Raw genomic sequence first — 25908 nt, forward strand, 5'->3', positions numbered from 1 at the left:
ATGGATCTCTTCATCTCCGGCGACCCGATCGCCGACACGAAGGCACCCGCGGGCCCCATCGACAAGCGCTGGGAGACCCGCCGCTTCGAGGCCAAGCTGGTCAACCCGGCCAACCGCCGCAAGATGACGGTGATCGTGGTGGGCACCGGCCTGGCCGGCGGCTCGGCCGCCGCCACGCTCGCCGAGCAGGGCTACCGGGTCAAGTCGTACTGCTACCAGGACAGCCCGCGCCGGGCCCACTCGATCGCCGCGCAGGGTGGCATCAACGCCGCCAAGAACTACCGCAACGACGGCGACTCGGTGCACCGGCTCTTCTACGACACCGTCAAGGGCGGCGACTTCCGCTCCCGCGAGTCGAACGTGCACCGCCTGGCCGAGGTGTCGGTCAACATCATCGACCAGTGCGTCGCCCAGGGCGTTCCGTTCGCCCGCGAGTACGGCGGCCTGCTGGACACCCGCTCCTTCGGCGGCGCGCAGGTGCAGCGCACCTTCTACGCCCGGGGCCAGACGGGCCAGCAGCTGCTGCTCGGCGCGTACCAGGCGTTGGAACGGCAGATCGGCCTGGGCAACGTGGAGATGAACGCCCGGCACGAGATGCTGGAGCTGGTCGTGGTCGACGGCAGGGCCCGGGGCATCGTCGTCCGGGACCTGGTCACCGGCGAGATCAGCACCGAGATGGCCGACGCGGTCGTGCTCGCCTCCGGCGGCTACGGCAACGTCTTCTACCTCTCCACCAACGCCAAGGGCTGCAACGTCACGGCCACCTGGCGGGCGCACCGCAAGGGCGCCTACTTCGCCAACCCGTGCTACACGCAGATCCACCCGACCTGCATCCCGGTCTCCGGCGACCACCAGTCGAAGCTGACCCTGATGAGCGAGTCGCTGCGCAACGACGGCCGGGTGTGGGTGCCGAAGACCAAGGGCGACGACCGCGCGCCGCGGGACATCCCCGAGGACGAGCGGGACTACTACCTGGAGCGGATCTACCCCTCCTTCGGCAACCTGGTCCCCCGGGACATCGCCTCCCGCGCCGCGAAGAACGTCTGCGACGAGGGCCGCGGCGTCGGCCCGACCAAGCTGGGCGTCTACCTCGACTTCGCCGACGCGATCAACCGGCTCGGCCGCAAGGCCATCGAGGCCAAGTACGGCAACCTCTTCGAGATGTACGAGCGGATCACCGGCGAGGACCCGTACGAGGTACCGATGCGGATCTACCCCGCCGTGCACTACACGATGGGTGGCCTCTGGGTCGACTACGACCTCCAGTCGACCATCCCGGGCCTGTTCGTGATCGGTGAGGCCAACTTCTCCGACCACGGTGCCAACCGGCTCGGCGCCTCGGCGCTGATGCAGGGCCTGGCCGACGGCTACTTCGTGCTGCCCAGCACCATCGCCAACTACCTGGCCGCCGGTCCGCTCGAGAAGGTCGACGCCAGCCACCCGGAGGCGGTCGCGGCCCGCACCGACGTCGAGGACCGGATCCAGCGGCTGCTGGCGGTCGACGGCGACCGGACGGTGGACTCGTTCCACCGGGAGCTGGGCCAGATCATGTGGGAGCACTGCGGCATGGAGCGCAGCGAGGCCGGGCTGCGCAAGGCGATCGACGAGATCCGGGCGCTGCGCGAGCAGTTCTGGCAGCGGGTGAAGGTGCCGGGCGACGGCGAGGGGCTCAACCAGTCGCTGGAGAAGGCCGGCCGGGTGGCCGACTTCTTCGAGCTGGCCGAGCTGATGTGCATCGACGCCCTGCACCGCGAGGAGTCCTGCGGCGGCCACTTCCGGGCCGAGCACCAGACCCCGGACGGCGAGGCGCAGCGCGACGACGAGCGGTTCGCCTACGTGGCGGCCTGGGAGTACACCGGCACCGACGAGCCGGTCGTGCTGCACAAGGAAGACCTGAAGTTCGAATACGTCCACCCCACGCAGCGGAGCTACAAGTGAACCTGACCCTGCGCATCTGGCGCCAGAAGGGCCCTGAGGACAAGGGTCGGATGGTGACCTACCAGGTCGACGACGTCTCTCCCGACATGTCGTTCCTGGAGATGCTCGACGTGCTCAACGAGCGGCTCATCCTTCAGGGCGAGGAGCCGGTGGCGTTCGACCACGACTGCCGCGAGGGCATCTGCGGCATGTGCGGTCTGATGATCAACGGCGACGCGCACGGGCCGCAGCGCGGCACCACCGCCTGCCAGCTGCACATGCGGCAGTTCTCCGACGGCGAGACGATCGACATCGAGCCGTGGCGGGCCCGGGCCTTCCCGGTCATCAAGGACCTGGTGGTCAACCGGGGCGCCTTCGACAAGATCATCGCCGCGGGTGGCTACATCACCGCCCCGACCGGCAGCGCCCCCGAGGCGCACTCCACGCCGGTGGCCAAGGCCAACGCGGACGCGGCCTTCGAGTCGGCCGCCTGCATCGGCTGCGGCGCCTGCGTGGCGGCCTGCCCGAACGGCTCCGGCATGCTCTTCACCGCCGCCAAGCTCACCCAGCTCTCGCTGCTGCCGCAGGGCCAGCCGGAGCGCTACACCCGGGTGATCGGCATGGTCGACGCGCACGACGAGGCCGGCTTCGGCGGCTGCACCAACACCGGTGAGTGCACCGCGGTCTGCCCGAAGGGCATCCCACTGAACACCATCGGCCGGCTCAACCGGGACTACCTCAAGGCGACCGCCACGCGCGGCGACACCCCCGGATCCTGACCGCTCGCGGCGACCCGCCGCGCGCAGCATCGACCGCCGTACCCCCGCCGGGGTGCGGCGGTCGGCGTTTTCCCCCGGGTACGACGGGAAGTCGCCCCGTGGCCGCTCCGGCGACCCGCTCCACCCGTCGCGCCGGTTCAAGCCGTCCGCTCCGGGTAGCAGTCCCGTGGACGGCACCGAGAGGGGACATCAGGCATGAAGGCACTGACCTGGCACGGCAAGCGTGACGTCCGGGTGGAGGAGGTACCGGACCCACGGATCGAGGAGCCGACGGACGCGATCGTCCGGATCACCTCCACCGCCATCTGCGGCTCGGACCTGCACCTGTACGAGGTGCTCGGGCCGTTCCTGAAGCCGGGCGACATCCTCGGACACGAGCCGATGGGAATCGTCGAGGAGGTCGGCTCCGGGGTGACCCGGCTCCGGCCCGGCGACCGCGTGGTCGTGCCGTTCAACATCGCCTGCGGCGACTGCTGGATGTGCCGGCGGCAGCTCTACGCCCAGTGCGAGACCACCCAGGTCACCGCCGAGGGCAAGGGCGCCGCGCTGTTCGGCTACACCTCGCTCTACGGCTCGGTCCCCGGCGGCCAGGCCGAGTACCTGCGCGTCCCGCACGCCCAGTTCGGCCCGGTGAAGATCCCGGAGACCGGCGCGGACGAGCGCTACCTCTACCTCAGCGACATCCTCCCCACCGCCTGGCAGGCGGTGAAGTACGCGGACACCCCGCCCGGCGGCACCCTGGCCGTCTTCGGCCTCGGCCCGGTCGGGCAGTTCTGCGCCCGGATCGGCCGCCACCTCGGCGCCGACCGGGTCATCGGGCTGGACCTGGTGCCGGAGCGGCTGGCGATGGCCCGCCGGCACGGCATCGAGACGCTCGACATCAGCGAACTCGACGACGTGGCGGGCGCCCTGATCGACCTGGTCGACGGGCGCGGCCCGGACGCGGTGATCGACGCGGTGGGCATGGAGGCGCACGGCTCCACCTCCGGGAAGGTGGCCCAGACCGCCGCCGGGCTGCTGCCGGACAAGCTGGCCCGGACGATGACCGACAAGGTCGGCGTGGACCGGCTCGTCGTGCTCAAGACCGCGCTCAAGGCGGTCCGCCGCGGCGGCACGGTCTCCGTCTCCGGGGTGTACGGCGGCGAGGTGGACCCGCTGCCGCTGATGGAGATGTTCGACCGGGGCGTCCAGCTGCGGATGGGCCAGTGCCACGTGCGCCGCTGGACCGACGAGATCCTGCCGCTGCTCTCCGGCGACGACGACCCGCTGGCCGTGGAGGACCTGCGGACCCATCGGGTGCCGCTCACCGAGGCGCCCCGCATGTACGAGATGTTCCAGAAGAAGGAGGACGGCTGCGTGAAGGTCGTACTCGCGCCGTGACCCGGGTCGTCGTGGTCACCGGGGCGACCAGCGGCATCGGCCGCGCGGCCGCGCTGGAGTTCGCCGGGCGCGGGGACCGGCTGGTCCTCGCCGCCCGCTCCACCGAGACCCTGGAGCAGGTGCGCCGGGACTGCTGGGAGGCCGGCGCCGCCGACGTGCGGGACGTGCCCTGCGACATCACCGAGCCCGGCGCGCTCGACGCGCTGACCGCCGCGGCGGTCGAGGAGTTCGGCCGGATCGACGTCTGGGTGCACACCGCCGCGGTGATGGCGTACGGGCGCTTCGAGGAGGTGCCGGCGGAGGTCTTCGACCACGTGGTGCGGACCGACCTGCTGGCCGCCGCCGGGGCCGCCCGGGTCGCGCTGCGGCACTTCAAGGCGGTCGGCGGGGGCACGCTGATCCTCACCGGGTCGGTGCTCGGGCACATCACCGCGCCGTACATGAGCGGCTACGTGGCCAGCAAGTGGGGGTTGCAGGGGCTCACCCGGACGTTGCAGCAGGAGTCCCACGACCTGCCCGGGGTGAGCGTCTGCCTGGTCACCCCGGGCAGCGTGGACACCCCGGTCTACCAGCAGGCGGCGAACTACCTGGGCCGGGTGGGGCGGCCACCGCTGCCGATCGCCAGTGCGCAACGGGTGGCCCGGGCCATCGCCGACTGCGCCGACCGACCCCGCCGGGAGGTCTCGGTGGGTCGGCTCAACCTGATCATGCGGGTCGGCTTCGTCGTCGCGCCCGGCCTCTACGACCACCTCGTCGGGCCGCTGATGCGCCTCGGCGGGCTCACCGACCGGCCGGTGGCGCCGCACGATGGCGTGGTGTTCCGACCGAACCCGGCCGGCGAGGCGATCCGCGGCGGCTGGCTGCCCGACCTGCCCCGGCTGGCCCGGGCGGTCGGCGGCCAGGCCGCCTCGGTCGGCGGGGCGGTGCTGCGCCGACTGCGCTGAACCCCGGCTGGGGCCCCGTTTGCGGCGTGTCGCGGTGTCCCCGGTCAGAGAAACCCCGATCCGCCGCGAACGGGGCGGCCGGCACCCGGATGCCGGGCCGGGACGGCCGCGGGCGGGGGCGGGGGCGGGCGGCGGATTGCGTCGGGGCGCTCTCGCCCGGGCCGGCTTCACGTGGGCGGGCGGGTGCGGCGATGACTACCGTGTATCCCGGGACACGGCGGAGGGGACGAGGCGATGCGGGCACCAACGGACCGGGAACTGGACCGGGCGGTCGGCGGACGGCTCTGGCGGATGACGGGGCTGGCCGCGGTGGCGGGCCTGGCCTGGGCGGCGCGGGACGTACCGGCGGCGCTGGGCGGGCGGCTCACCGGGGCCCGGGCGGAGCGGGCGGCCCGCTCCCCGCAGTTCCGCGACGGCACCTTCCACAACCGCACCCCCATTCGCACGATGCCCGGCGGCGAGTCGGGCCGGAACCTCTTCCGAGAACTGATCTTCGGCAAGCAGCGCCGCCGCCCCACCGCCCCCGTGCCGATGGTCCGTCCCGATCCCGCCCCGCAGAGCGCCGTCGAGCGCGAGCTGAGCATCGTCTGGTACGGCCACGCCTCCGCCCTGGTCGAGATCGAGGGGCACCGGGTGCTGATCGACCCGGTCTGGAGCGAGCGTTGCTCCCCGTCCGCCACGGTGGGCCCGAGGCGGCTGCACGAACCGCCGGTCCGCCTCGACCAGCTGCCACCGGTCCAGGCGATCCTGATCTCCCACGACCACTACGACCACCTCGACATGCCCACCGTCCAGGCGCTGGTACGCGGGCAGTCGGCGCCGTTCCTGGTCCCGCTGGGCGTCGGCGCGCACCTCGACCGGTGGGGGGTGCCGGCGGACCGGATCGTCGAGCTGGACTGGTCGGAGAGCCACCGGGTGGGTGACTTGGAGATCACCGCCACGGCCGCGCAGCACTTCTCCGGCAGGGGACTGCGCCGCGACGGCACGCTCTGGAGCTCGTGGGTGGTGGCCGGGGCGCGCCGCCGGGTCTTCTACACCGGCGACTCGGGCTACTTCGACGGCTACGCCGAGATCGGCGCCGCGCACGGGCCGTTCGACGTCACGTTGATGCAGATCGGCGCGTACGACCGGGCCTGGCCGGGCATCCACATGTTCCCCGAGGAGGCCGTCTCCGCCCACCTCGACCTGCGCGGCGGGCTCTTCATCCCGGTGCACTGGGCGACGTTCAACCTGGCCCTGCACGACTGGTCCGAGCCGGTGGACCGGCTCTGGGCCGAGGCCAAGGCCCGCGACGTGCGCCTGGCCGTCCCCCGCCCCGGGGAGCGGGTGGTGGTGGACGACCCGCCGCCGGTCGACGGCTGGTGGCAGGCGGTCGCCTGACGTACCCGCCGGCGGGCCGGGCGGCGCCCGCGCCCGACGGTGCGGGACCGGCGCCTCAGAGCACGAAGGCGTCGGTCCACAGCGCGCCGGACCGGCCCGAGAGGGCGTCCAGCATCGCGACCGCCTGGCCGTCGGTGAGCTGGGCGACGAAGTCGATGATCGCCCGCCCCCGGGCCCGACCCACCCGGTCCGGGGTACGCGGGTGCAGCTCCGCCTCGGCCAGCTCCACCAGGTCGTGCAGCCGGCGCGGCAGCCGGGACTCCTCCTCCGGGTCGAGCAGCCACTCCCAGAGCGCCTCCACCAGGGTGCCCAGGAGCCGGGCCTGACCGCGCTGGTGCAGCGCCAGGTCGGGGCGGGCCAGCACGAACCGGTGGTGGACGAACTTCAGCACCTGCACCTCGTGCCACTGCGCCTTCGCCAGCTGCACGTGGCCGGCGCGCACGTCCGGCTCGCCGGTCACCCGGATCGCGTCGACGAACCGGGTGGTCCAGCGGGCCGAGAAGCGGGCCACGTACTGCTCGGCCTCGATCGACCCGTCGAACGGCAGGGCCAGCAGTCCCTCCACCAGTTCCTGCCGGACGTGCTCGACGGCGGCGGCGAACGCGTCGTCGTCGGCGATCCAGGCGTCCTTGCGGTGCAGCTGCCGGCGCAGCCGCTCGATCGCCGAGCCGGGCCGGCGGGCCGCCCCGGCCAGCGCCGCGTCGGTGACCGCCCGCAGGTGGCCGCCCTCGCGCTGCCAGGCCATCAGCTCGGCGGCCACCGCGCCCTGCTGGAGCACCCCCACCCGGTAGAAGTCCTCCACGTCGTGGATGGCGTACGCGATGTCGTCGGCGGTGTCCATCACCGACGCCTCAACGGTCTGCTGCCAGTCCGCGATCCGGCCGGCGAACGGCTCCCGGGCCTGCCGCAGGTCGGCCAGCTCGGTGCGGTAGGCGCCGAACTTGGCCGAGCCGCTCTCCGGATCGTCCGGCGGGACCGCCGCGCCCCGGGGCGCGGGGACGAGGTGACGCGGGTGCGGGTCCGGGTGGTCCAGCCGGGTCCACGGGTACTTCAGCATCGCCGCCCGGACCGCGGCGGTGAGGTCGAGCCCGGTGGTGGCCGCGCCGCGGATCTCGGTGCTGGTGACAATCCGGTACGACTGGGCGTTGCCCTCGAAGCCGTCGGTGAGCCCGAGCCGCTGCCGGGCCAGCCGGTCCAGCACCCGCTCCCCCAGATGCCCGAAGGGCGGGTGCCCGAGGTCGTGGGCGAGCGCGGCGGCCTCCACCACGTCGGGGTCGCAGCCGCCGAGCTTCTCCAGCAACGGCCGGTGCCGGTCGTCGGCGGTGAGCCGCTCCGCGATCGCCCGGGCCACCTGGGCGACCTTGAGGCTGTGGGTGAGCCGGTTGTGCACCAGCAGGCCGGAGCCGACCGGGCTGATCACCTGGGTCACCCCGCCCAGCCGGGCGAAGAAGGGCGAGGCGACGATGCGGTCCCGGTCGGCCCGGAAGGGGCTGGCGGCGAGGTCGCCGAGCGCCCGGGCGCTGCCGCCGAAGAGCCGGCGTGCCCGCGGATCCGCAGCTAGTTCCATGATCGCCACGCTAGCGCAGGCCGGTTCGGCGGGTGTGGGGAGCGTCGTCGGAGGCGGCCGGCAGAATGCAGCACGGAACCCACAGCGAAGGCGGATCAAGATCGTGACCCAGTCTGTTCATCAGCGGATCGCCGACGAGCTCGGCGTCGCGGAGCGTCAGGTGCGGGCGGCCGTGGAGCTGCTCGACGGCGGCGCGACCGTGCCGTTCATCGCCCGCTACCGCAAGGAGGCCACCGGCCTGCTCGACGACGCGCAGCTGCGCACGCTCGAGGAGCGGCTGCGCTACCTGCGTGAGCTGGACGAGCGGCGCACCGCCGTGCTGGAGTCGATCCGCGCCCAGGGCAAGCTCGACGAGGCCCTGGAAGCGCAGATCATGGCGGCCGACTCGAAGTCCCGGCTGGAGGACATCTACCTGCCGTACAAGCCGAAGCGGCGGACCCGGGCGCAGATCGCCCGGGAGGCCGGCCTGGCGCCCCTCGCGGAGACGCTGCTGGCCGACCCGGCGCAGGAACCGCGCGCCGTCGCCGCCGGCTACGTCGACGCCGACCGGGGCGTGGCGGACGCCGCCGCCGCGCTGGAAGGCGCGCGGGCCATCCTGATCGAGCGCTTCGCCGAGGACGCCGACCTGATCGGCACGCTGCGCGAGCAGATGTGGTCGCGGGGCCGCCTGGTCTCCCGGGTACGCGACGGCCAGGAGACCGCCGGCGCCAAGTTCGCCGACTACTTCGACTTCTCCGAGCCCTACCCGAAGCTCCCGTCGCACCGGATCCTGGCGATGTTCCGCGGCGAGAAGGAGGGCGTGCTCGACCTCAGCATGGACCCGGAGGCCGAGGGCGACTCCGACGCCGCGCCCACCGGCCCGAGCCGCTACGAGGCGGTGATCGCCGGCCGGTTCGGCATCAGCGACGCCGGCCGCCCCGGCGACCGGTGGCTGGCCGACACCGTGCGCTGGGCCTGGCGTACCCGGATCCTCATCCACCTCGGCGCGGACCTGCGGATGCGGCTCTGGCAGGCGGCCGAGGAGGAGGCCGTCCGGGTCTTCGCCACCAACCTGCGCGACCTGCTGCTCGCCGCGCCCGCCGGCACCCGGCCCACGATGGGCCTCGACCCGGGCCTGCGCACCGGCGTGAAGGTGGCCGTGGTGGACGCCACCGGCAAGGTCGTCGCCACCGACACCATCTACCCCCACGAGCCGCGCCGGCAGTGGGACGCCTCCATCGAGACCCTGGCGAAGCTGGCCGGGGCGCACGGCGTGGAGCTGGTCGCCATCGGCAACGGCACCGCCAGCCGGGAGACCGACAAGCTCGCCGGTGAGCTGATCAAGCGGCACCCGCAGCTCAACCTGACCAAGGTGGTGGTCTCCGAGGCCGGCGCGTCGGTCTACTCGGCCTCCGCGTACGCCTCCCAGGAGCTGCCCGGCCTGGACGTCTCGCTGCGGGGCGCGGTCTCCATCGCCCGCCGCCTCCAGGACCCCCTGGCGGAGCTGGTCAAGATCGATCCACGGTCGATCGGCGTCGGCCAGTACCAGCACGACCTGTCCGAGGTGAAGCTCTCCCGCTCGCTGGACGCGGTCGTGGAGGACTGCGTCAACGCCGTCGGCGTCGACGTCAACACCGCCTCCGCGCCGCTGCTGACCCGGGTCTCCGGCATCGGCGCCGGGCTGGCCGAGAACATCGTGCTGCACCGGGACGCCAACGGCCCGTTCCGGTCCCGCTCGGAGCTGAAGAAGGTGGCCCGGCTCGGCCCGAAGGCGTTCGAGCAGTGCGCCGGCTTCCTGCGCATCCCCGGCGGCGACGACCCGCTGGACTCGTCCAGCGTGCACCCCGAGGCGTACCCGGTGGTGCGCCGGATCCTGGCCAGCACCGGGCAGGACCTGCGCTCCCTGATCGGCAAGTCGAACATCCTGCGCGGGCTGCGGGCGACCGACTTCGTCGACGACACCTTCGGCCTGCCCACGGTCACCGACATCCTCGCCGAGCTGGAGAAGCCCGGCCGGGACCCGCGGCCGGAGTTCCGCACCGCCACCTTCGTCGAGGGGGTGGAGAAGATCGGCGACCTCACTCCCGGCATGGTGCTGGAGGGGGTGGTCACCAACGTGGCGGCGTTCGGCGCGTTCGTCGACGTCGGGGTGCACCAGGACGGCCTGGTGCACGTCTCGGCGATGTCGCACACCTTCGTCAAGGACCCGCGCGACGTGGTGAAGTCCGGTGACGTGGTCCGGGTCCGGGTGCTCGACGTCGACGTGCCACGCAAGCGGATCTCGCTGACCCTGCGGCTGGAGGACGAGGCCCCGGCCGGGGCGGGTCGCCCGCCCGCGGAGGGTGGCCGCCGCGAGCGCGGCGGTCCGCGCAGCGACCAGGGCGGACGCGGCGACTCGCGCGGCGACCAGCCCGGCCGTGGCGCGGGCCGCGGCGACCAGGGCGGTCGCGGGGCCGCGCGGGGTGACCAGGGCGGCCGCGTGGCCGCGCGGGGTGACTCGCGCGGGGACCGTGGGGCGCGGGGTGGGCCGCAGCCGCGACAGGGCCGCGGGGGCGGCTCGCCGGCGCCGGTGAACGACGCCATGGCCGAGGCGCTGCGCCGCGCCGGACTGGCCTGACCCGACCCCGTCCTACCCCGACGGCACGTGCCGTCGGGGTAGGACGGGGCAGCCAGACCGAGCCGTACGGCACCGCCCGCCCATCACAGCGTCGATCATGCAGTTGTAGTGGTGGAGGAAGCTCGCAAAAGCTGACGAATCACCACCAAACTTCATGATCGACGGCAGGCCACAGACGTGACCGGCCGGCAGGCCGCAGGCGGGAGGACGGCAGGCCGCAGGCGGGACCGGACGGCAGGGCACGGGCGGGACCGGACGGCAGGGCACGGGCGGGACCGGACGGCAGCGGGACCGGACGGCGGGCCACGGCGGGACCGGGCGGCACGCCGCAGGGAGGGCGCACGACAGGCGGGACCGCAGGGCACGTGACAACAGGCCGAGCCGGGCGGCGCGCGACGGGCGGAGCCAGGCGATGCGGACCGCCCGCCCGCCCCCGAACCCCGAACCCGGACACCCGACGCCTGACGCTTGACGCCCGACCTCAAGATCGTGCTGGATCCAGGATGTAGTGGCCTCCTTCTCGAAGGGATACCACTACATCCATGTTCGAGCGTGATCTTGCCCGGGCACGCAAGCCGAGCCCGCAAGCCGAGCGCGGTAGCCGGACACGGAAGCCGAGCGGGGCACCCGGACGTGGAAGCCGGGCGGCGGCGCGTAGACGTTCGGTCACGCCGCGGCCCGGCGGCGGAACGGCGGCGTCGTCGGGTCGGACGGTCCGGGCGCGCGGGAGCCGTCGTGAACGGCGGCGCGGACGGCGTACCGTCTCGGCATGGGTGCGGACGACGGCCGTGAGTGGCGGGAGCGGCGGCGGGAGGCGGTACGGGCGCACGCGGCGGCCGACGAGCGGCAGCGGGCGGCCGAGCACGCGGCGGCCGCGGAGCTGGTGGCCTGGTTCGCGGCCGAGGCGACCCGGCGGGGCCTGCGGACCACCCGGCTGGTCGCCCGCGGGTACGACGGCCGCAGCCGCTACCGGACCCGGCTCACCGGCTGGTACGTGGACCGGGCCCGCACCCGTGCGGTGGACACCGAGGGCCGCTTCCACCTGCTGACCGTGCCGCCCGGCCTGCGCGCCCGGCTGCTCGGCGTCGACCCGCGACCGGACCTGCCACCGTTGATCGTCGGCCGGGGCGGGCGGGACGGCGAGTCCATTCCACTGCGGGACCTGCTCACCCGCCGGCTGGAGGCTGGCGACGACTGGGAGTGACCGGCCGGCCGGCGGTCTGCCGCCGCTTCTCCCGACGTCCGACGTGCCGCCACCAGAGCTGCTGCACGCCGAGGGTGGCCAGCCCGGCGAGCACGATGGCACAGAGGTTGATCACGAGCTGTAGCGCCGAACCGGCCGCCTCGTACCAGACTCCGTAGGCCGCGGCGACGGCGACGTTGGCGGCGGCCGGCACCGTGGTGACCGAGATCAGCACGCCCACCAGGGATCCGGACTTCTTCGAGGTCAGGGAGAGCATCCCGGCCACGCCGGCGAGCAGGCCGACTACCCAGGAGAGCGCGTCGGGGCGCCAGATGAAGTCGGTCAGCGGCCGTTCCGCCAGCAGCATGTCCCGGCTGACCAGGTCGGCCGCGGTCAACGCCCAGGTGCTCAGCGCGGTGGCCACCATCGCGGCCAGGAAACCGACCACCAGAGCCTGCACCGACCGGCCGACGATCCGGCCCTGGCGACGCAGCAGCGCCACGCAGAGGGCGGCGAGCGGGCCGAACTCGGGCCCGACCACCATCGCGCCGACGATCAGGATCGGCTGGTCGAGCAGCACCCCGATCCCGGCGATCATGGTGGCGATCATGAGCAGGACGAGGTACGTGGCGGAGAGTTCGGTCTGTTCACCGGTCTTGGCGGCGACCTCGTCCCAGACCACCGCGTCGGCTCCGCTGCCCGGCGCCTTCCGGGCGGCCTGGTCCGCCGCGTGGGAGAGGGTCAGTTCGACGTCGGCGGCGGCCACCGCGCCGCGCGCCTCCACCCCCAGTTGCTGGAGGCCGTGCAGCACGTTGTCGGCCCGCTCCCGGACCACGTCGCAGAGGATCAGGTCGCCCTCGGGCCGCCGGGCGGCACCGGCCAGCACCACGAGGTGCGTGACACCGGGATCGGCGGTGAGCAGGTCGGCCACGGCCGACGACTGGTCGGGGGGCGCGATCACCCGAAGGTGTAACACGGCTCTCCCCTCGCCCGATCGACCGCCGAGGACTCTACTGCCACTCGGTGACCTGACATACCACGACGGCGCTTCCATCGCCTCGGAGAGTGTGTGCTACCTGGATGTGATCGGCCGCCAGACGAAGTCGGACGGCGACCGTCCGGCCGGCAGCATCCCCCGGTCGACCGGACCGGCCGGTCAGCGATGCCGGCGATCACCAGGGCGACGGTGATCAGCGCGAGGTAGGTGGCGGAGAGCTAGGTCCGCTCCCCGGCCTTCGCCGCGACTTCGTCCCGGACGATCGCGTCGGTGCCGCTGCCGGCCGTGGCCGAGGAGCCGGTCGGGCGGGGCGATCACCCTCAGTGGCAGCACCCACAGGCTCCCTTCGGGCGTTGAGCCAACCGGGGCCACGACCCGCAGCCCCCGGGCCGCCGCCGGGACCTGACGCGAAGGACCTTGAGGGAATCGGCACCCCGGGAGAGTGACATCCCCCAAAAGTTGCCCCGAAAACACCAATCGCACGTATAGGAGCGAACCGGGTGATACAACCGCTTTGTCAGTTTGATCCGGCGACGGCGGGAGTCACGCAAGCATGAGCAAGATCTATCTCTCCCCGCCCGACGTCGGCCAGCTGGAGGAGTCGTACGCCCTCGCGGCCATCCGGTCGGGATGGGTGGCCCCGCTGGGACCGGACGTCGACGCCTTCGAGACCGAGCTGGCGGAGCGGATCGGCACCGCGTACGCCGTCGCCACCAGTTCCGGCACCGCCGCTCTGCACCTGGCGCTGCTGGGGGTCGGCGCCGGCCCGGGGCAGGTGGTCGTCATGCCCACCCTGACCTTCGCGGCCACGGCCAACGCCGCCGTCTACACCGGCGCCGAGCCGATCTTCGTCGACTGCGACCCGGCGACCGGCAACATCGACGTCGACCTGGTCGAGCAGCTGCTGGAGCTGCTCCGAGCCGAAGGCCGGCGGGTGGCGGCGGTGCTGCCGGTGGACATGTTCGGCGTCTGCGCCGACTACGACCGCCTGCTGCCCGTCTGCGCCCGGGCCGGCGTGCCGGTCGTCGAGGACGCGGCCGAGGCGCTCGGCGCGACGCGCTCGGGCCGGGCGGCCGGGTCGTTCGGCCGGACCGGTGTGCTGTCCTTCAACGGCAACAAGATCATGACCACCTCGGGTGGCGGCATGCTGCTCACCGACGACGCCGAACTCGCGGCCCGGGCTCGGTACCTGGCGACCCAGGCGCGACAACCCGTGACGCACTACGAGCACACGGAGATCGGCTACAACTACCGGCTGAGCAACGTGTTGGCGGCGATCGGCCGGGCACAGCTGCGTCGCCTGGACGGCATGATCCGCCGTCGCCGCGAGCTGCGCGACCGGTACGCCAAGATGTTCGCCGCGGTGTCGGGGGTACGGCTGCTGGGTGACAGCGACCCGGGCGGCAACTGCTGGCTGACCACCATCGTGGTCGAGCCGGAGGAGTCCGGGTGGGAGTCCGTCGAGCTGGCTGCCCACCTCGCCGCCCGGGAGATCGAGACCCGTCCGATCTGGAAGCCGATGCACCTGCAACCGGTCCACGCCGGAGCGGAAGCGGTGCTCACCGGGGCGGCGGAGCGGCTCTTCGCCACCGGCCTCGCCCTGCCCAGCGGATCGGCGATGAGCGACGGCCAGAGCGAGCGGGTCCTACGGGCCATCGACGAGTTCCTGGGCGGCCGATGAGCACCGGATTCGCGGTGACCGGCCCCGGTCCCGGCGCCGCCCTGCTCGACGCCCACTGCCCCGACGTCTACTTCACCGCCGGATACGGCCGGGCCGCCGCCGTGGCCGACTCGGGCACCTGGCGGACCGTCCACGAGGACGACCGGCTGATGCTGCCCCACGTGCTGCGGCCGGTGGGCGAGACCGACTTCGACGCCGCGACCCCGTACGGCTACTCGGGCCTCCATGTCGACGCCGCGTGCACCCCGGCCGACCTGGCTCGCTTCTGGTCCCGGGCCCTCGGCCACTGGCGGGAGTCGGGGGTGGTCGCGCTGTTCCTGCGCTTCTCGCCGCTGGATTCCGCATCGGTCGAGGCGGTCCGGGGGCTCGGGTCCGTCACGTTGACCCGCCGGGCGGACACCATCACCGTCGACGTGTCCCAGGGGCCGGACCAGGTGTGGAAGGGCATGGAGGGCCGGTCCCGCACCGCCATCCGTAAGGCCCGCAGCACGGGTCTCTCCGGTGCGCTCCGGCCCGCCCGAGCGGAGGACATGCTCCCCGGCAGCCCGTTCCGCGCGCTGTACGAGTCCACCATGGCGCGGCTGGGCAGCCAGTCCTGGTACCTCTTTCCCGACCGTTACTACCGACAGCTCGCGGCCGGTCTGGACAAGGCGCTGTCCATCGCCGAGATCCGCGACCCGGACGACGCCGTGGTCGCCGCCGCCCTCGTCCTGCGACACCGGGACCGCGCCCACTACCACCTGGCCGGATCCGACCCGCAGGCCGCCCGGGTCGGCGGCAACAACCTGCTGGTCTGGACCATCCTGGAGTGGGCCGCGCACCATGGGTGCCGGGTGGTGCACCTCGGCGGCGGGGTCCGCGCGGACGACGGGCTCTTCCAGTTCAAGCGGTCCTTCGGCGGTGTCCGCACCCCGTTCTGGACGGGCTCGGCGATCGTCCGGCCGGACCGGTACCGTGAGCTGGTCGCCGCGCAGGCCCAACTGCTGGGCAGGTCGGCGGACGACCTGGCGGCCAGTGGCTACTTCCCGGCGTATCGCGCGGGTCAGCCATGATCACCATGTCGATCGACACCCAACGTCGGATCAAGCGGGCCCTGGACGTCGTCGTCGGCCTGGCCGTCCTGGTCGTCCTCGCTCCGGTGCTGGCGCTCGCCGCGGTCCTGATCCGTCTGCGACTGGGCAGGCCGGTGTTGTTCAGTCAGGAACGTACCGGCAAGGGCGGCCGTCCCTTCACCGTCCACAAGCTGCGCACGATGACCGACGAGCGCGACGCCGACGGCGTGCTCCTTCCCGACGGCGATCGGTGCCGGGGCATCGGCCTGCTGCTCCGACGCGCGAGCATCGACGAACTACCCCAGCTGATCAATGTGCTGAAGGGCGAACTCAGCCTGGTCGGTCCGCGCCCGCTGCTGCCGCGGTACGACCCGTGGTACACGGACCGGGAACGACTGCGGTTCGAGGTCCCTCCGGGGATCACCGGGCTCGCGCAGATCCATGGGCGCAACGGGCTGGCCTGGAACGAGCGGCTCGAGTTGGACGCCGTGTACGTGACGAACTGGTCGCTCTGGCTCGACCTGCGCATCATCGCCCGCACCGTGCGCACGGTCCTCACCGGCGCCGGCGTCGCGGCGGACCCCTCGGCGCAGATGCTGGACCTCGACAAGGAGCGGATGCTGGCATGAGCGTCCTGGTCACCCGGACCGGCGTCTCCGCCGTTGACGAGCCGACCGATCCGCACCTCGGCCGCATCGTGGAACTGCTCCGCCAGTCCATACCGGAGGAGTGCGCGGGTCTCACGCCCTACCACGCGGCCGGTTTCACCGCCTTCCTCGCCGCCGCCGTCGCTCCACCCAGAGGGCTGCGGACGGTCGTTCTCCGGTGCGTCCGCGACTCCTCGGGGGTGTGCGCGGTCGCCGACTGGCGGGTGCTGGGCGAGCGGCTCTTCCTCAACGGTATAGCGGTCGCCGCCGGGCAACGGGGACGAGGCTGGGGCGGGCTGCTGCTCGACGACGGCGACGACCTGGCGCGTCAACTCGGGTGCACCGAACTCGCCCTGGACGTGTCGTTGGGGAACCCGGGGGCGCGCCGCCTCTACGAGCGACGCGGCTTCACCGACGAGGCGTACGCGGAGTGGACCGAGGCGCGCTCCGACGGGGCCGCCGATCCCACCGTCCGCCTGCTCGACTGGCCGTTGTTCGTGGCGCACCACTCGGCGTACGGATTCGGTGATCTTCGGATCCTGTCGGGAGCCGGCGCGACGAGCGTCCGGGTCGTCGGCACGGCCCTGCGCCTTCCCGCGGACGCGCCGGGTCCGGGCCTCGCCGCCGCCCTGGCCGAGGTCGTCCCGCACACCCGCTGCTACCGGATCGGCACGACGGCCGGGAACGGGACGACCGGCGCCTTCGCGCGTTTCGCCCGGATGTCCCGCCCCGTGCAGCAGCGGGGCTGAGCAGACCGACGTGTCCGCGTGGTGTGCGGGGGTCAGCGCCGAATGCCCGCCCAGTCGTGGTGCCGGCGGACCGTGGAGAGGATGAAGTCGACCACCCGGCGGGAGGTGTCCGGGATCCGGTAGTCGGCCGGGCAGGGCACCCCCTGCGCGGCGACCTGCTCCACGGTGACCTGGACCGCCTCCACCACGCCCAGCGGGTCGAGACCGGTCATGATGATGCCGCCGGCGTCCAGCGCCTCCGGGCGCTCGATCGACTCCCGCAGCGTCACCGCCGGGAAGCCGAGGATGGCGGCCTCCTCACTGATCGTCCCGCTGTCCGACAGCGTGCAGTACGCCTGGGTCTGCAGGTGCACGTAGTCGATCAGGCCGAACGGTTCGTGGAACGCGATCCCGTCCAGGGCTGCGGCGTCCGGCGCCAGCGTCTCCAACCGCTTGCGGGTGCGTGGGTGCGTGGAGACCAGCACCGGGTGACCCCACCGGTCGCGGACCGCCGCCAGGCAGTCGAGCAGTCGCTGGAGCCGGGCCGGGTGGTCCACGTTCTCCTCGCGGTGCGCGCTGACCACGAAGTACCGCCTCGGGTCCAGTTCGAGCTGGCGCAGGATGGACGAGGCGGCGATCTCCGCCCGGTAGTGCTCCAGCACCTCCCGCATCGGCGAGCCGGTGTGCAGGATGCGGCGCGGGTGCAGCCCCTCGGCGAGCAGGTTGCGCCGGGCGTGCTCGGTGTAGACCAGGTTGAAGTCGGCGACGTGATCGACCAACCGGCGGTTCGTCTCCTCCGGAACGTTGAGGTCGAAGCATCGGTTGCCGGCCTCCATGTGGTAGACCGGCACCCGCATCCGCCGGGCCATCAGCGCGGCGATGCAGCTGTTGGTGTCGCCGAGCACCAGCAGCGCGTCCGGCCGGAGCTCCGCGATGGTCGCCTCCATGCCGACCAGCACCCCGCCCAGCACCCGGCCGAGCGAGGACGTGTCGACCCGGAGGAACCGGTCCGGCTCCCGCAGCCGCAGTTCGGTGAAGAAGACGTCGGAGAGTGCGCTGTCCCAGTTCTGGCCGGTGTGCACGAGCACGTGGTCGAGCGTGTCGTCCAGCCGGGCGATCACCCGGGACAGCCGGATGATCTCGGGCCGGGTGCCGACCACCGTCATGATCCGGGTCATGTCCGTCCTTCCTGTGCCGCCGCCTTGGTCAGGATGTCCTCGAACTGGTCGACGCCCACCTGCAGCGACATTCGATCCCGGTAGACCTGGCGGGCCCGCAGGCCCATCTCCATCCGCGCGACCGGCGGCCGGGCCGCCGCCTCGACGAACAGGTCGGCGAGCGCGCGCCAGTCCTCGGGCGGGCAGACCAGGCCGACCCCGGCCGACCGGACCAGCGACGCCGCGTCCCCACCCACCGAGGCGATCACCGGTGAGCCGCAAGCCAGCGCGGCCTGCAGCTTCGACGGGATGGTGCCCCGCAGTGCGGGCAGGTCGCGCAGGCAGACGAGCTGCCAGTCCGCGGCCGCGTACAACTCGGCCATCTCTTCGGGCGGACGGCGGCCGACGAAGCGCACGTTGTCGGCGCCCACGTCGGCGGCGACCCGGCGGGCGGCGTCCTCGCCGGCGCCCGAGCCGACCAGCACCAGGTCCATTCGGTCCCGGACGGCGGCGGCGGCCCGGATGGCCGTTCCGATTCCCTGCAACGGGCCGAGGTTGCCGGCGAACATCACCGTGCTGCGCCCCCGGTGGCCGAGCGCCGTGCGGGCCGCGTCGGTGACCGGCACCGCCCGGAACAGGGTGTCGTCGGTCCAGTTCCACACCACCCGGACCCGGGCCGGGTCGGCGCCGTGCGCCACGACCAGTTCGGCCATGGCCGGCGAGATCACCACGATGGCGCTCGCCAACCGGTACGTCGTGCGCATCAGCGCGGAGATTCCGTGTTCGAGAGCCCGCCCAGCCCGGCCGGTCGGCGCCATCCCGGAGTGCAGCACCGACTCGGGCCACATGTCCTGCACGTGCAGCACGATCGGCGTCCGCCGGACGGCCCGCAGCAACGCCGCGGCGGCGATGGCGGTGGGCGGTGGGTGGTAGACGTAGGTGACGTCGACCCCACCCAGCCAACCGGGGCCGGCCAGCGCGCTGCTGGCGCCGAAGGAGAGGTGACTCAACGCCCGGCGGACGGCGGAGGCGTCGTGACTCGGATAGGCCGGCACCCGCCGGACCGCCACCGACCCGTCGGTCTCCCGATGCCCCCAGCGCTGCCGCCAGCCGGGGTAGATCCGGCCGTGCGGGTAACTCGGGAAGGTGGTGAGCACCCGCACCTGGTGTCCCCGGTCGGCGAGCCCGTGCGCCAGGTTACCCGGGATGAACGCCCCCTCCGGGGGGTACCACTGGCTGACCAGTCCGACCTTCACGCGCCCACCGCCACGGGTGCCGGCCGGGTTTCCTCCACCGGCTCCGGCCAGGTGTCCGGGCTTGTCGGGTCGAACAGCTCGTTGGTCCAGAACAGCGTGACCAGCTCGTCCGAACCCGTGTTGACCAGCTTGTGCACCCACATCGTGGGCATGTCGACCAGGACCGGCTCGGTACCGGAGACCGGAAACCGGAGCACCTCGGTGTCCCCGACCCGGCGGAGGCTGATCTCGGCCGACCCGCGCAGCACCACGAAGCGTTCCACCTTGGCCAGGTGGAAGTGCTCGCCCCGGGTGACGGCGGGACGGGTGGTGGAGCAGAAGACCTGCCCGCCGCCCGCGTGCACCTTGACCGTCTCGACCAGCTCGCCCCGGGCGTCGGCCCGGCGGGGCAGCGGCAGGGGGTAGTGGGCCGGGAAGCAGTGCGACCGGTAGGTGTTGAACAGCCGTACGTCGTGCCGATCCGACAGGGGCGGTATCTCGCCCGTGCGGTAGGTGGCGGAGATGGCGCTGAGCCGGTCGGCCAGCGCGCGAACGCCGATCCGCAGCGCCGGCATCGTGGGGTCCCACGATCCCCCGGCCGGGACACCCGCGAGCCGGGCCGCCGCGTCCGTCACGTGCACCAGGCTCAGGTCGCGATCGCCGTGCACCTCCGGTTGCCCACCCTCGGCAAGCAGCCGGCAGAACGTCGCGACCGCCGAGTTGTGGAACGGCCGCCCGTGCTCGCCGTAGAGGTTCGGCAGCAGGAGGTCGTCGAGAGGCAGGCCCGTGTCGGCCAGGATCCGGGCCGCGGTGGCCTTGGCGTCTCCGTAGGGGGTGCCGTTGCCGGCCTGCACCGAGTTGGCGAAGACCACCGAGGCGGGCGGCGTCGGGCAGTGCCGGAGTCCCCGCGCGAGCTGCGCGGCGAGCTGCACGTTGCCGGCGGCCACGTCGGCGGGCTCGCCGCGGTTGACGCCGGCCAGGTGCAGCACGCGGTCGACCCCGGCGACCTTCGCCGCCACCCGCTCCGGGTCGGCCAGCTCCGCGCGGCTGACCACGGCCGGCTCGGGCCAGCCCAGCGCCCGCAGCAACACCCGCACGTGCCAGCCGAGGAACCCGCTGGCACCGGTGACCGCCAGCCTCAGCACGCCAGCACCGGATCCCGCAGGGCCAGCTCCGCGCGGACCTCGGGCAACGTCTTCAGCAGCTCGACGATCTCCGGTACGCCCAGCCGGGGCGCGTTGGCGGAGTTGAAGTCCTCCGTCGGCCCCTCGCCGAGCTCGCCCTCGGAGACGTAGAGCGCGTAGTTGAGGTCGCGGGCGTCCAACGGCACCCGGAGGAAGTCGCCGAAGTCGTCGGCCTGGGCAAGTTCCTCCCGGCTGGCGAGCGTCTCGGCCTGCTTCTCACCGTGTCGCACGCCGATGACGTCGAGCTTGGCGGGCACGTCGAAGAGCTGGCAGACGGCCTCGGCCAGGTCGCCGATGGTGCAGGCGGCGGCCTTTCGGATGAAGATGTCGCCGGGCCGGGCGTGCCGGAAGGCGTGCTCGACCAGCTCGACCGAATCGGCCAGCGACATGAGGAACCGGGTCATCCCCGCGTCGGTCACGGTGGGTGCCCGGCCCGCCTTGATCTGCTCGATGAAGAGCGGGATGACCGAGCCGCGCGAGTACATGACGTTGCCGTACCGGACGCAGGAGACCGTGGTGCCGCTGTCCGGGTTGTTCCGGGCGTGCGCCTGGGCGACCTTCTCCATCAGCGCCTTGCTCATGCCCATCGCGTTCACCGGGTAGACGGCCTTGTCGGTGCTCAGCACGACCACCGAGCCGACCCCGTTACGGTCGGCCGCCTCGACGACGTTGGCACTGCCCAGGATGTTGGTCCGCACCGCCTCGAGCGGAAAGAACTCGCACGAGGGCACCTGCTTGAGGGCCGCCGCGTGGAAGATGTGGTCGATGTTCCGGCTGGCCCGCAGCACCGAGTCGTAGTCGCGCACGTCCCCGACGTAGTAGCGGACCCGGTCGTCGCCGAGCACCCGGCGCATGGCGTCCTGCTTGGCCTCGTCCCGGCTGAGCACCCGGACCTCGCTGGCGCCCCGACCGAGGAGGCGGCGCACCATCGTCTGGCCGAAGGAACCGGTGCCGCCGGTGATGAGGACCCGGCGTCCGGCAGGCAGAGAAGTCACGGCACTCCTGTTCGTCGCTTCCGGTCGCCGTCGCGGACGACCGGGAGGTCGAGACGGCCACACTCCCGCAACGAACGACCCGGTCGGCGGGATACGCAAAACCGGTCAGAGAGGTATATGTCCGGCAGCAGCGGTCGTGGCGGGCGCCGTCAGGTCGGCGCCGGACGCCCCCAGCCGTACCTGGTCCAGGACGTTGGTCCTCGAGGTGCGCTGCCACCAGCGCCGGTACGCCGCGCCGGCGGCGACCCGGGCACTGTGCCGCTGCCGCGGCGAGAGGGCGGCCAGCCGCTCGATCCGCTCGGTCAGCGCCGCCGGCGTGAGGTCCTCGAGCACCTCGCCGCCACCGTCGCGCAGCACCGCCGTCCAGGGCGTACGGTCCGAGCAGACCACCGGGCAGGACGCGGAGAGGCTCTCGGCGATGACGTGGCCGAAGTTCTCTCCGAGGGTCGGCAGGACCGCCGCGTCGTAACCGGCGATCACCCGTCGCACGTCGGTCGACGCCAACTCCCCGCGGTAGGTGGCGCGGGCGGTGGGCGGCAACCGGCTGAGCAACGTCTGGCACCGCTGCCAGTAGGCGGCGTCCTCGAGCGGACCGTAGATGTCCAACAGCACCGGTCGCCGGACGCCGGCGAGCGCCTCCAGCACCAGCGTGAGGTTCTTCATCGCCGCGATCCGCCCCACGAAGACCAGCCGAAGCGGCCCCGGCGACAGCGGGGGCACCGGCAACGGCTCGGGTGGCAAGGGCGTCTGGTTCGCGTTGACCACGACCGTCGCCCAGGGGAAGACCCGGCGGATGTCAGCGGCCTCCTGATCGGTGGAGGCGTGGAAGTGCGTGTCCAGACCGCGCAGCAGCCGGCGCCAGCCGATGACGAAGAGCCGCTTCTTGGCGGTCTTCAGGGAGAGCGCGCCGGCGGAGCACTCCCCTCGCGGCGCCACCATGACCCGGTCGACCCGCAGCATCCGGAGCCGGACGGCCAGGATCGGCACGATGGACATCAGCGCCCAGAGGCTGTTGACGTAGAGCAGGTCGAACCGTACGGCCCGCAGCTCACGGCCGAGCAGCCACCAGTGTCGCGGCCGGCGGGCCCGGAAGTAGAAGATCCGGCTCGCGCCACGGTCCACCCAGCGCCCGGAGAGGCCGGGATAGGCCGCTCTCGTGCCGAGGTCGCGGTCGCGCGTCACCAGGACCGGCGCCACCTCCGGCGACGCGCCGTCGAGGATGTGCGCGACCGACCGGACCGGCCCACCGCCGCGGAAACCGGGCTCGAAGACGGCGCAGGTGACGAGGACCCGGAACGGCCGCCCGGCCGCTCCCCGGCCGACTCCCGCTCGATGCTGCGTCGACTCCCCGAACGCCAGGCGCTTCTCCGGCACGAACGACCTCCCGAACGCCGACACCCAGGGCAACGTGTCGTCAAACGAATGGCACGTTCGTCGGTTACCGATTGGGGTGCGCGATTCGTGAGGCGCGGAGAAACGCATGGAAATTCGCCGCCCTTTGCCTCGTAAACCGAAACGAACCGGCGTGGCCGCCGGTATAAGTGACCCATGACCGCTGTGGAGGTCGCCGTTGCGGCACCCCTGGAACCGCCCGTCGACCGGCACGCCGCCCTGGTGGTGCTCGGCTGCTCCGGGCACGCCCGCGAGATCGCCTGGATCGCCGCCCGCGCCGGGCGGCGGGTGGTGGGCTGCGTCGGTCCGTACCGCCCGGCGGAACTCCCCCGGCTACCGGCGCCCTGGCTCGGCGAGGACGACTGGCTGGACACCGCCGACCCCGCGGTCGAGTACGTGATCGGCATCGGCAGCGGCGCCGCCCGCGCCCGCACGGACCGGCTGGCCAGGCGCAACGGGCGGCGAGCCGGCTCGTTGGTCTTCCCGGCGGCGATTACCGGCGCCGGCACCACCCTGGGCGACGGCAGCGTGCTCTGGCCCGGCGCGGTGCTCACCACGGACGTGCGCCTCGGGCGGCACGTGCACATCGGCACGGGCGCCACCGTCGGGCACGACACCGAACTCGCCGACTACGTGACCCTGCTGCCCGGTTGCACGGTCGCCGGAAGCTGCCGGATCGGGCGCGGCTCGACCATCGCCGCGGGCGCCACCGTCATCGACAACATCTCCATAGGAAGAAATGCGGTGGTCGGCGCCGGCGCCGTGGTCGTCCGTGACGTGCCGGACGACACCGTCGTCATCGGCGTGCCCGCACGAATTCTGCGCGCGAACGACCCGGAACCGGACTGATCACAGATCAATTTCACGTTAGGGAAAGGCGCGGCATGAGCCGAGTGGCGTTAATTACTGGCATCACCGGGCAGGACGGCAGCTATCTGTCGGAACTCCTCCTCGACAAGGGCTACACGGTGCACGGGCTCAAGCGGCGCTCGTCCAGCTTCAACACCGAGCGGATCGACCGCATCGACGTCCACCCTCGGCACGCGGACGCTCGACTGTTCCTGCACTACAGCGATCTGTCGGACGCGGGCTCGCTGGTCGGCCTGCTGCGCGACATCCAGCCGGACGAGATCTACAACCTGGGTGCCCAGAGCCACGTGCGGGTCTCCTTCGACATCCCCGGCTACACCGCCGACGTCACCGGACTGGGCGCACTGCGGCTCCTGGAGGCCGCCCGGCTCGCCGGCGTGCAGAGCCGCTTCTACCAGGCGTCCTCGTCGGAGATGTTCGGCGCCACGCCACCACCGCAGCGCGAGGACACCCCGTTCCACCCACGCAGTCCGTACGCGTGCGCCAAGGTCTTCGCCTACTGGGCGGCGGTCAACTACCGCGAGTCGTACGACATGTACTGCGCCAACGGCATCCTGTTCAACCACGAGAGCCCCCGGCGCGGCGAGAACTTCGTCACCCGGAAGATCAGCCGGGCGGTGGCCCGGATCGAGGCCGGTATCCAGGACAAGCTCTACCTCGGCAACCTGGACGCGGTCCGGGACTGGGGCTACGCGCCGGAGTACATGGAGGCGGTCTGGCTCACCCTCCAGCAGGACGAGCCGGACGACTTCGTCATCGCCACCGGTGAGGGGCACACCGTCCGCGAGTTCGTCGCGGCGGCCTTCTCGCACGTCGGCCTCGAGTGGCAGCGGTACGTGGTGACCGACCCGGCCTACTACCGCCCGGCGGAGGTGGACGCGCTGATCGGCGACTACGGCAAGGCCCACCGGCAGCTCGGCTGGGCACCCAAGACCCTCTTCACCGACCTGGTCCGGGTGATGGTCGACGCCGACCGGCAGTTGCTGGAGGACGAGCGCGCGGGCCGGCTCGTGCGGGTGGACCGGTGAGGATCGGCGTCGACGCCACCTCCATCCGTCCCGGCCACTCCGCCGGGATCGAGGCGTTCACCTACGGCCTGCTCAACGGCCTGACCCAGGGTCCGCACCAGCTCGCCGTCGAGATTCTCGCCGGCACCGCCGACGAGTGGCGGCAGCGGGTGCCCGCCGAAGGGATCGCCTGGTCCGAGGTCGGCGCGAGCCTGCGTACGGACAACGCGGTGGGCAGCTTCCTACGCCGGCACACCCCGCGCCGGGTGCAGTCGTCGGTGACGCTGCGCCGCACGGTCAACCTGGTCCGCCAGTGGCACCGTCCGCTCGCCGCGACCGCCTCCGAGGTGACGCTGTACCCGTTCTCCGGCGTGCCCGTGCGCGCCGATCCGGCCGTCATGGTCCTGCACGACCTGCGCCACTTCCACCCGGAAATCGCCTCGCCCGGCTACCGGGACATGATCAGTCGCAACGTGGCGCGAGCGTCGGCCGTCGTGGTGTCGTGGCCACACCCGTACCGCGAGGCGTTGGAGTTCTTCCCCGCGGCGCGGGACAAGATCGCGCTGGTCCCGTTGCCCGCCTTCCACGCGGCACCGACGCGGCCGGTGACCGAAACCGAGCCGGGGCTGCTGGTGTACCCGTCGTCGACCGCCCCGCTCAAGAACCACGCCACCCTGCTGGAGGCGATGGCGCTGCTGCCCGAGTGCCGGCTCGTCTGCCCCGGGCCGCTGGTGGAGCCTCAGGCCAGCCGGTTGTTGGCCCGCGCCGCCCGTCCTGACCTGCTGGGCCGGGTGTCCTTACCCGGGTTCGTGACCGTTCAGGAGCTGGCCGAGCTCTACGCCCGCGCTTCAGCGGTGGTGGTGCCGTCGTTGTGGGAAGCGGCCAGCGGGGCCATGCTGGAAGCGTTCAGCTGGGGTCTCCCCGTCGCCTGCGCGGATGTGGACCCGTTACGCGCGCAGCTGGAGTTCACCGGCGCCGACGCGGCGGTGTTCAGCGCGAAGAGCCCGGAGTCACTGGCCCGGGCGGTCCGGCGGATCCTGCACGACCGTGACCACTATGCGGAGGCGTCCCGGCGGGCCGGTGCCCGGCTGGCGGATCGGACCTGGGCGGACACCGCCGCCGACTACGCGGCCGTCCTGGACTGGGTGACCGCCGGGCGTCCCGGCCCGATCCCCCGCTCCCCGTTCGCCGCCACGCTGACCTCCTGAAGGGCCACG

The 25908-nt window shown here is 72.8% G+C and carries 21 protein-coding genes; 14 read left to right on the plus strand and 7 right to left on the minus strand.

The window, feature by feature from the left end:
• The 5 genes from V6U79_RS14665 to V6U79_RS14685 all read left to right on the plus strand — a co-directional run bounded on the left by V6U79_RS14665 (position 1) and on the right by V6U79_RS14685 (position 6400).
• A complete protein-coding gene (locus V6U79_RS14665; RefSeq protein ID WP_334614941.1) occupies positions 1–1938 on the plus strand; it encodes a fumarate reductase/succinate dehydrogenase flavoprotein subunit in 1938 nt (645 codons plus the stop codon).
• The gene (locus V6U79_RS14670; protein ID WP_334528383.1) at positions 1935–2696 is read left to right on the plus strand and encodes a succinate dehydrogenase/fumarate reductase iron-sulfur subunit; all 762 of its coding nucleotides are present in this window, start codon (positions 1935–1937) and stop codon (positions 2694–2696) included. Before V6U79_RS14665 ends, V6U79_RS14670 begins: the two co-directional genes overlap by 4 nt.
• Positions 2697–2891: 195 nt before the next feature.
• Positions 2892–4076 carry a zinc-dependent alcohol dehydrogenase gene (locus V6U79_RS14675; RefSeq protein WP_334614942.1) on the plus strand — a complete coding sequence of 395 codons (1185 nt, stop codon included), beginning with the start codon at positions 2892–2894 and terminating at the stop codon, positions 4074–4076.
• Positions 4073–5020, plus strand: a complete 948-nt coding sequence (locus V6U79_RS14680; protein ID WP_334614943.1) for an SDR family NAD(P)-dependent oxidoreductase — start codon at positions 4073–4075, stop codon at positions 5018–5020. The genes V6U79_RS14675 and V6U79_RS14680 overlap by 4 nt, the downstream gene beginning before the upstream one ends.
• Positions 5021–5254: 234 nt before the next feature.
• The gene (locus V6U79_RS14685; RefSeq protein ID WP_334614944.1) at positions 5255–6400 is read left to right on the plus strand and encodes an MBL fold metallo-hydrolase; all 1146 of its coding nucleotides are present in this window, start codon (positions 5255–5257) and stop codon (positions 6398–6400) included.
• A 55-nt stretch (positions 6401–6455) separates the two neighbouring features.
• Here V6U79_RS14685 and V6U79_RS14690 read toward each other — a convergent pair whose 3' ends face one another.
• The gene (locus tag V6U79_RS14690) at positions 6456–7967 is read right to left on the minus strand and encodes a deoxyguanosinetriphosphate triphosphohydrolase family protein (protein WP_334528393.1); all 1512 of its coding nucleotides are present in this window, start codon (positions 7965–7967) and stop codon (positions 6456–6458) included.
• Between the two features lie 103 nt (positions 7968–8070).
• On the opposite strand from V6U79_RS14690, the gene V6U79_RS14695 reads away from it, so the two are divergent.
• Together V6U79_RS14695 and V6U79_RS14700 are read left to right on the plus strand one after the other, a co-directional pair.
• Positions 8071–10563 (plus strand): Tex family protein, encoded by a 2493-nt coding sequence (locus V6U79_RS14695; RefSeq protein ID WP_334614945.1) that lies wholly within the window; start codon positions 8071–8073, stop codon positions 10561–10563.
• Between the two features lie 769 nt (positions 10564–11332).
• Positions 11333–11767 (plus strand): hypothetical protein, encoded by a 435-nt coding sequence (locus tag V6U79_RS14700; protein WP_334614946.1) that lies wholly within the window; start codon positions 11333–11335, stop codon positions 11765–11767.
• Here the strand turns inward: V6U79_RS14700 and V6U79_RS14705 are convergent.
• On the minus strand, positions 11730–12707 hold the full coding sequence (locus V6U79_RS14705; RefSeq protein ID WP_334614947.1) for a DUF389 domain-containing protein: 978 nt from the start codon (positions 12705–12707) through the stop codon (positions 11730–11732). The two genes, V6U79_RS14700 and V6U79_RS14705, sit on opposite strands and share 38 nt — an antisense overlap.
• 589 nt (positions 12708–13296) lie before the next feature.
• Between V6U79_RS14705 and V6U79_RS14710 the strand changes: the two genes are divergently transcribed.
• Genes V6U79_RS14710 through V6U79_RS14725 form a run of 4 tightly spaced genes read left to right on the plus strand, consistent with a single transcriptional unit; the run spans position 13297 to position 16872 of the window.
• The gene (locus V6U79_RS14710; RefSeq protein WP_334526344.1) at positions 13297–14424 is read left to right on the plus strand and encodes a DegT/DnrJ/EryC1/StrS family aminotransferase; all 1128 of its coding nucleotides are present in this window, start codon (positions 13297–13299) and stop codon (positions 14422–14424) included.
• Complete coding sequence (locus V6U79_RS14715; protein WP_334614948.1) at positions 14421–15476, plus strand: lipid II:glycine glycyltransferase FemX; 1056 nt, start codon at positions 14421–14423, stop codon at positions 15474–15476. Before V6U79_RS14710 ends, V6U79_RS14715 begins: the two co-directional genes overlap by 4 nt.
• A 5-nt stretch (positions 15477–15481) precedes the next feature.
• The gene (locus V6U79_RS14720; protein WP_334526338.1) at positions 15482–16105 is read left to right on the plus strand and encodes a sugar transferase; all 624 of its coding nucleotides are present in this window, start codon (positions 15482–15484) and stop codon (positions 16103–16105) included.
• Positions 16102–16872 carry a GNAT family N-acetyltransferase gene (locus V6U79_RS14725; RefSeq protein WP_334614949.1) on the plus strand — a complete coding sequence of 257 codons (771 nt, stop codon included), beginning with the start codon at positions 16102–16104 and terminating at the stop codon, positions 16870–16872. Before V6U79_RS14720 ends, V6U79_RS14725 begins: the two co-directional genes overlap by 4 nt.
• 32 nt (positions 16873–16904) lie before the next feature.
• On the opposite strand, the gene wecB is transcribed toward V6U79_RS14725, so the two are convergent.
• The 5 genes from wecB to V6U79_RS14750 form a co-directional block, all read right to left on the minus strand.
• Positions 16905–18029, minus strand: a complete 1125-nt coding sequence (gene wecB / locus V6U79_RS14730) for a non-hydrolyzing UDP-N-acetylglucosamine 2-epimerase (protein WP_334614950.1) — start codon at positions 18027–18029, stop codon at positions 16905–16907.
• Positions 18026–19264 carry a glycosyltransferase family 4 protein gene (locus V6U79_RS14735; RefSeq protein ID WP_334526330.1) on the minus strand — a complete coding sequence of 413 codons (1239 nt, stop codon included), beginning with the start codon at positions 19262–19264 and terminating at the stop codon, positions 18026–18028. Before V6U79_RS14735 ends, wecB begins: the two co-directional genes overlap by 4 nt.
• Positions 19261–20388 carry a polysaccharide biosynthesis C-terminal domain-containing protein gene (locus V6U79_RS14740; RefSeq protein ID WP_334614951.1) on the minus strand — a complete coding sequence of 376 codons (1128 nt, stop codon included), beginning with the start codon at positions 20386–20388 and terminating at the stop codon, positions 19261–19263. Before V6U79_RS14740 ends, V6U79_RS14735 begins: the two co-directional genes overlap by 4 nt.
• Positions 20382–21422: an SDR family NAD(P)-dependent oxidoreductase gene (locus V6U79_RS14745; protein ID WP_334614952.1), complete on the minus strand. Its 1041-nt coding sequence runs from the start codon at positions 21420–21422 to the stop codon at positions 20382–20384. The genes V6U79_RS14740 and V6U79_RS14745 overlap by 7 nt, the downstream gene beginning before the upstream one ends.
• Positions 21423–21527: 105 nt before the next feature.
• Positions 21528–22796: a glycosyltransferase family 4 protein gene (locus V6U79_RS14750; RefSeq protein ID WP_334614953.1), complete on the minus strand. Its 1269-nt coding sequence runs from the start codon at positions 22794–22796 to the stop codon at positions 21528–21530.
• Between the two features lie 174 nt (positions 22797–22970).
• Between V6U79_RS14750 and V6U79_RS14755 the strand changes: the two genes are divergently transcribed.
• The 3 genes from V6U79_RS14755 to V6U79_RS14765 are packed head-to-tail and all read left to right on the plus strand — an operon-like array spanning position 22971 to position 25899.
• Complete coding sequence (locus V6U79_RS14755) at positions 22971–23663, plus strand: NeuD/PglB/VioB family sugar acetyltransferase (RefSeq protein WP_334526319.1); 693 nt, start codon at positions 22971–22973, stop codon at positions 23661–23663.
• 35 nt (positions 23664–23698) lie between these two features.
• Entirely contained in the window at positions 23699–24712 is a 1014-nt protein-coding gene (gmd, locus tag V6U79_RS14760) for a GDP-mannose 4,6-dehydratase (protein ID WP_334526316.1), read from the plus strand.
• Positions 24709–25899 carry a glycosyltransferase gene (locus V6U79_RS14765; protein WP_334614954.1) on the plus strand — a complete coding sequence of 397 codons (1191 nt, stop codon included), beginning with the start codon at positions 24709–24711 and terminating at the stop codon, positions 25897–25899. The genes gmd and V6U79_RS14765 overlap by 4 nt, the downstream gene beginning before the upstream one ends.
• Positions 25900–25908 lie beyond the last annotated feature (9 nt).

Origin of the sequence: Micromonospora psammae, assembly GCF_036902725.1 — a bacterium.
In the GTDB taxonomy this organism is placed as follows: domain Bacteria; phylum Actinomycetota; class Actinomycetes; order Mycobacteriales; family Micromonosporaceae; genus Micromonospora.

Bases quoted from the DNA above. Each gene is read 5' to 3' on its own strand.
- V6U79_RS14665 (WP_334614941.1), top strand. From the start codon at position 1: ATGGATCTCTTCATCTCCGGCGACCCGATCGCCGACACGAAGGCACCC.
- V6U79_RS14675 (WP_334614942.1), top strand. From the start codon at position 2,892: ATGAAGGCACTGACCTGGCACGGCAAGCGTGACGTCCGGGTGGAGGAG.
- V6U79_RS14685 (WP_334614944.1), top strand. From the start codon at position 5,255: ATGCGGGCACCAACGGACCGGGAACTGGACCGGGCGGTCGGCGGACGG.
- V6U79_RS14690 (WP_334528393.1), bottom strand. From the start codon at position 7,967: ATGGAACTAGCTGCGGATCCGCGGGCACGCCGGCTCTTCGGCGGCAGC.
- V6U79_RS14700 (WP_334614946.1), top strand. From the start codon at position 11,333: ATGGGTGCGGACGACGGCCGTGAGTGGCGGGAGCGGCGGCGGGAGGCG.
- V6U79_RS14710 (WP_334526344.1), top strand. From the start codon at position 13,297: ATGAGCAAGATCTATCTCTCCCCGCCCGACGTCGGCCAGCTGGAGGAG.
- V6U79_RS14715 (WP_334614948.1), top strand. From the start codon at position 14,421: ATGAGCACCGGATTCGCGGTGACCGGCCCCGGTCCCGGCGCCGCCCTG.
- V6U79_RS14720 (WP_334526338.1), top strand. From the start codon at position 15,482: ATGTCGATCGACACCCAACGTCGGATCAAGCGGGCCCTGGACGTCGTC.
- V6U79_RS14725 (WP_334614949.1), top strand. From the start codon at position 16,102: ATGAGCGTCCTGGTCACCCGGACCGGCGTCTCCGCCGTTGACGAGCCG.
- wecB (WP_334614950.1), bottom strand. From the start codon at position 18,029: ATGACCCGGATCATGACGGTGGTCGGCACCCGGCCCGAGATCATCCGG.
- V6U79_RS14755 (WP_334526319.1), top strand. From the start codon at position 22,971: ATGACCGCTGTGGAGGTCGCCGTTGCGGCACCCCTGGAACCGCCCGTC.
- gmd (WP_334526316.1), top strand. From the start codon at position 23,699: ATGAGCCGAGTGGCGTTAATTACTGGCATCACCGGGCAGGACGGCAGC.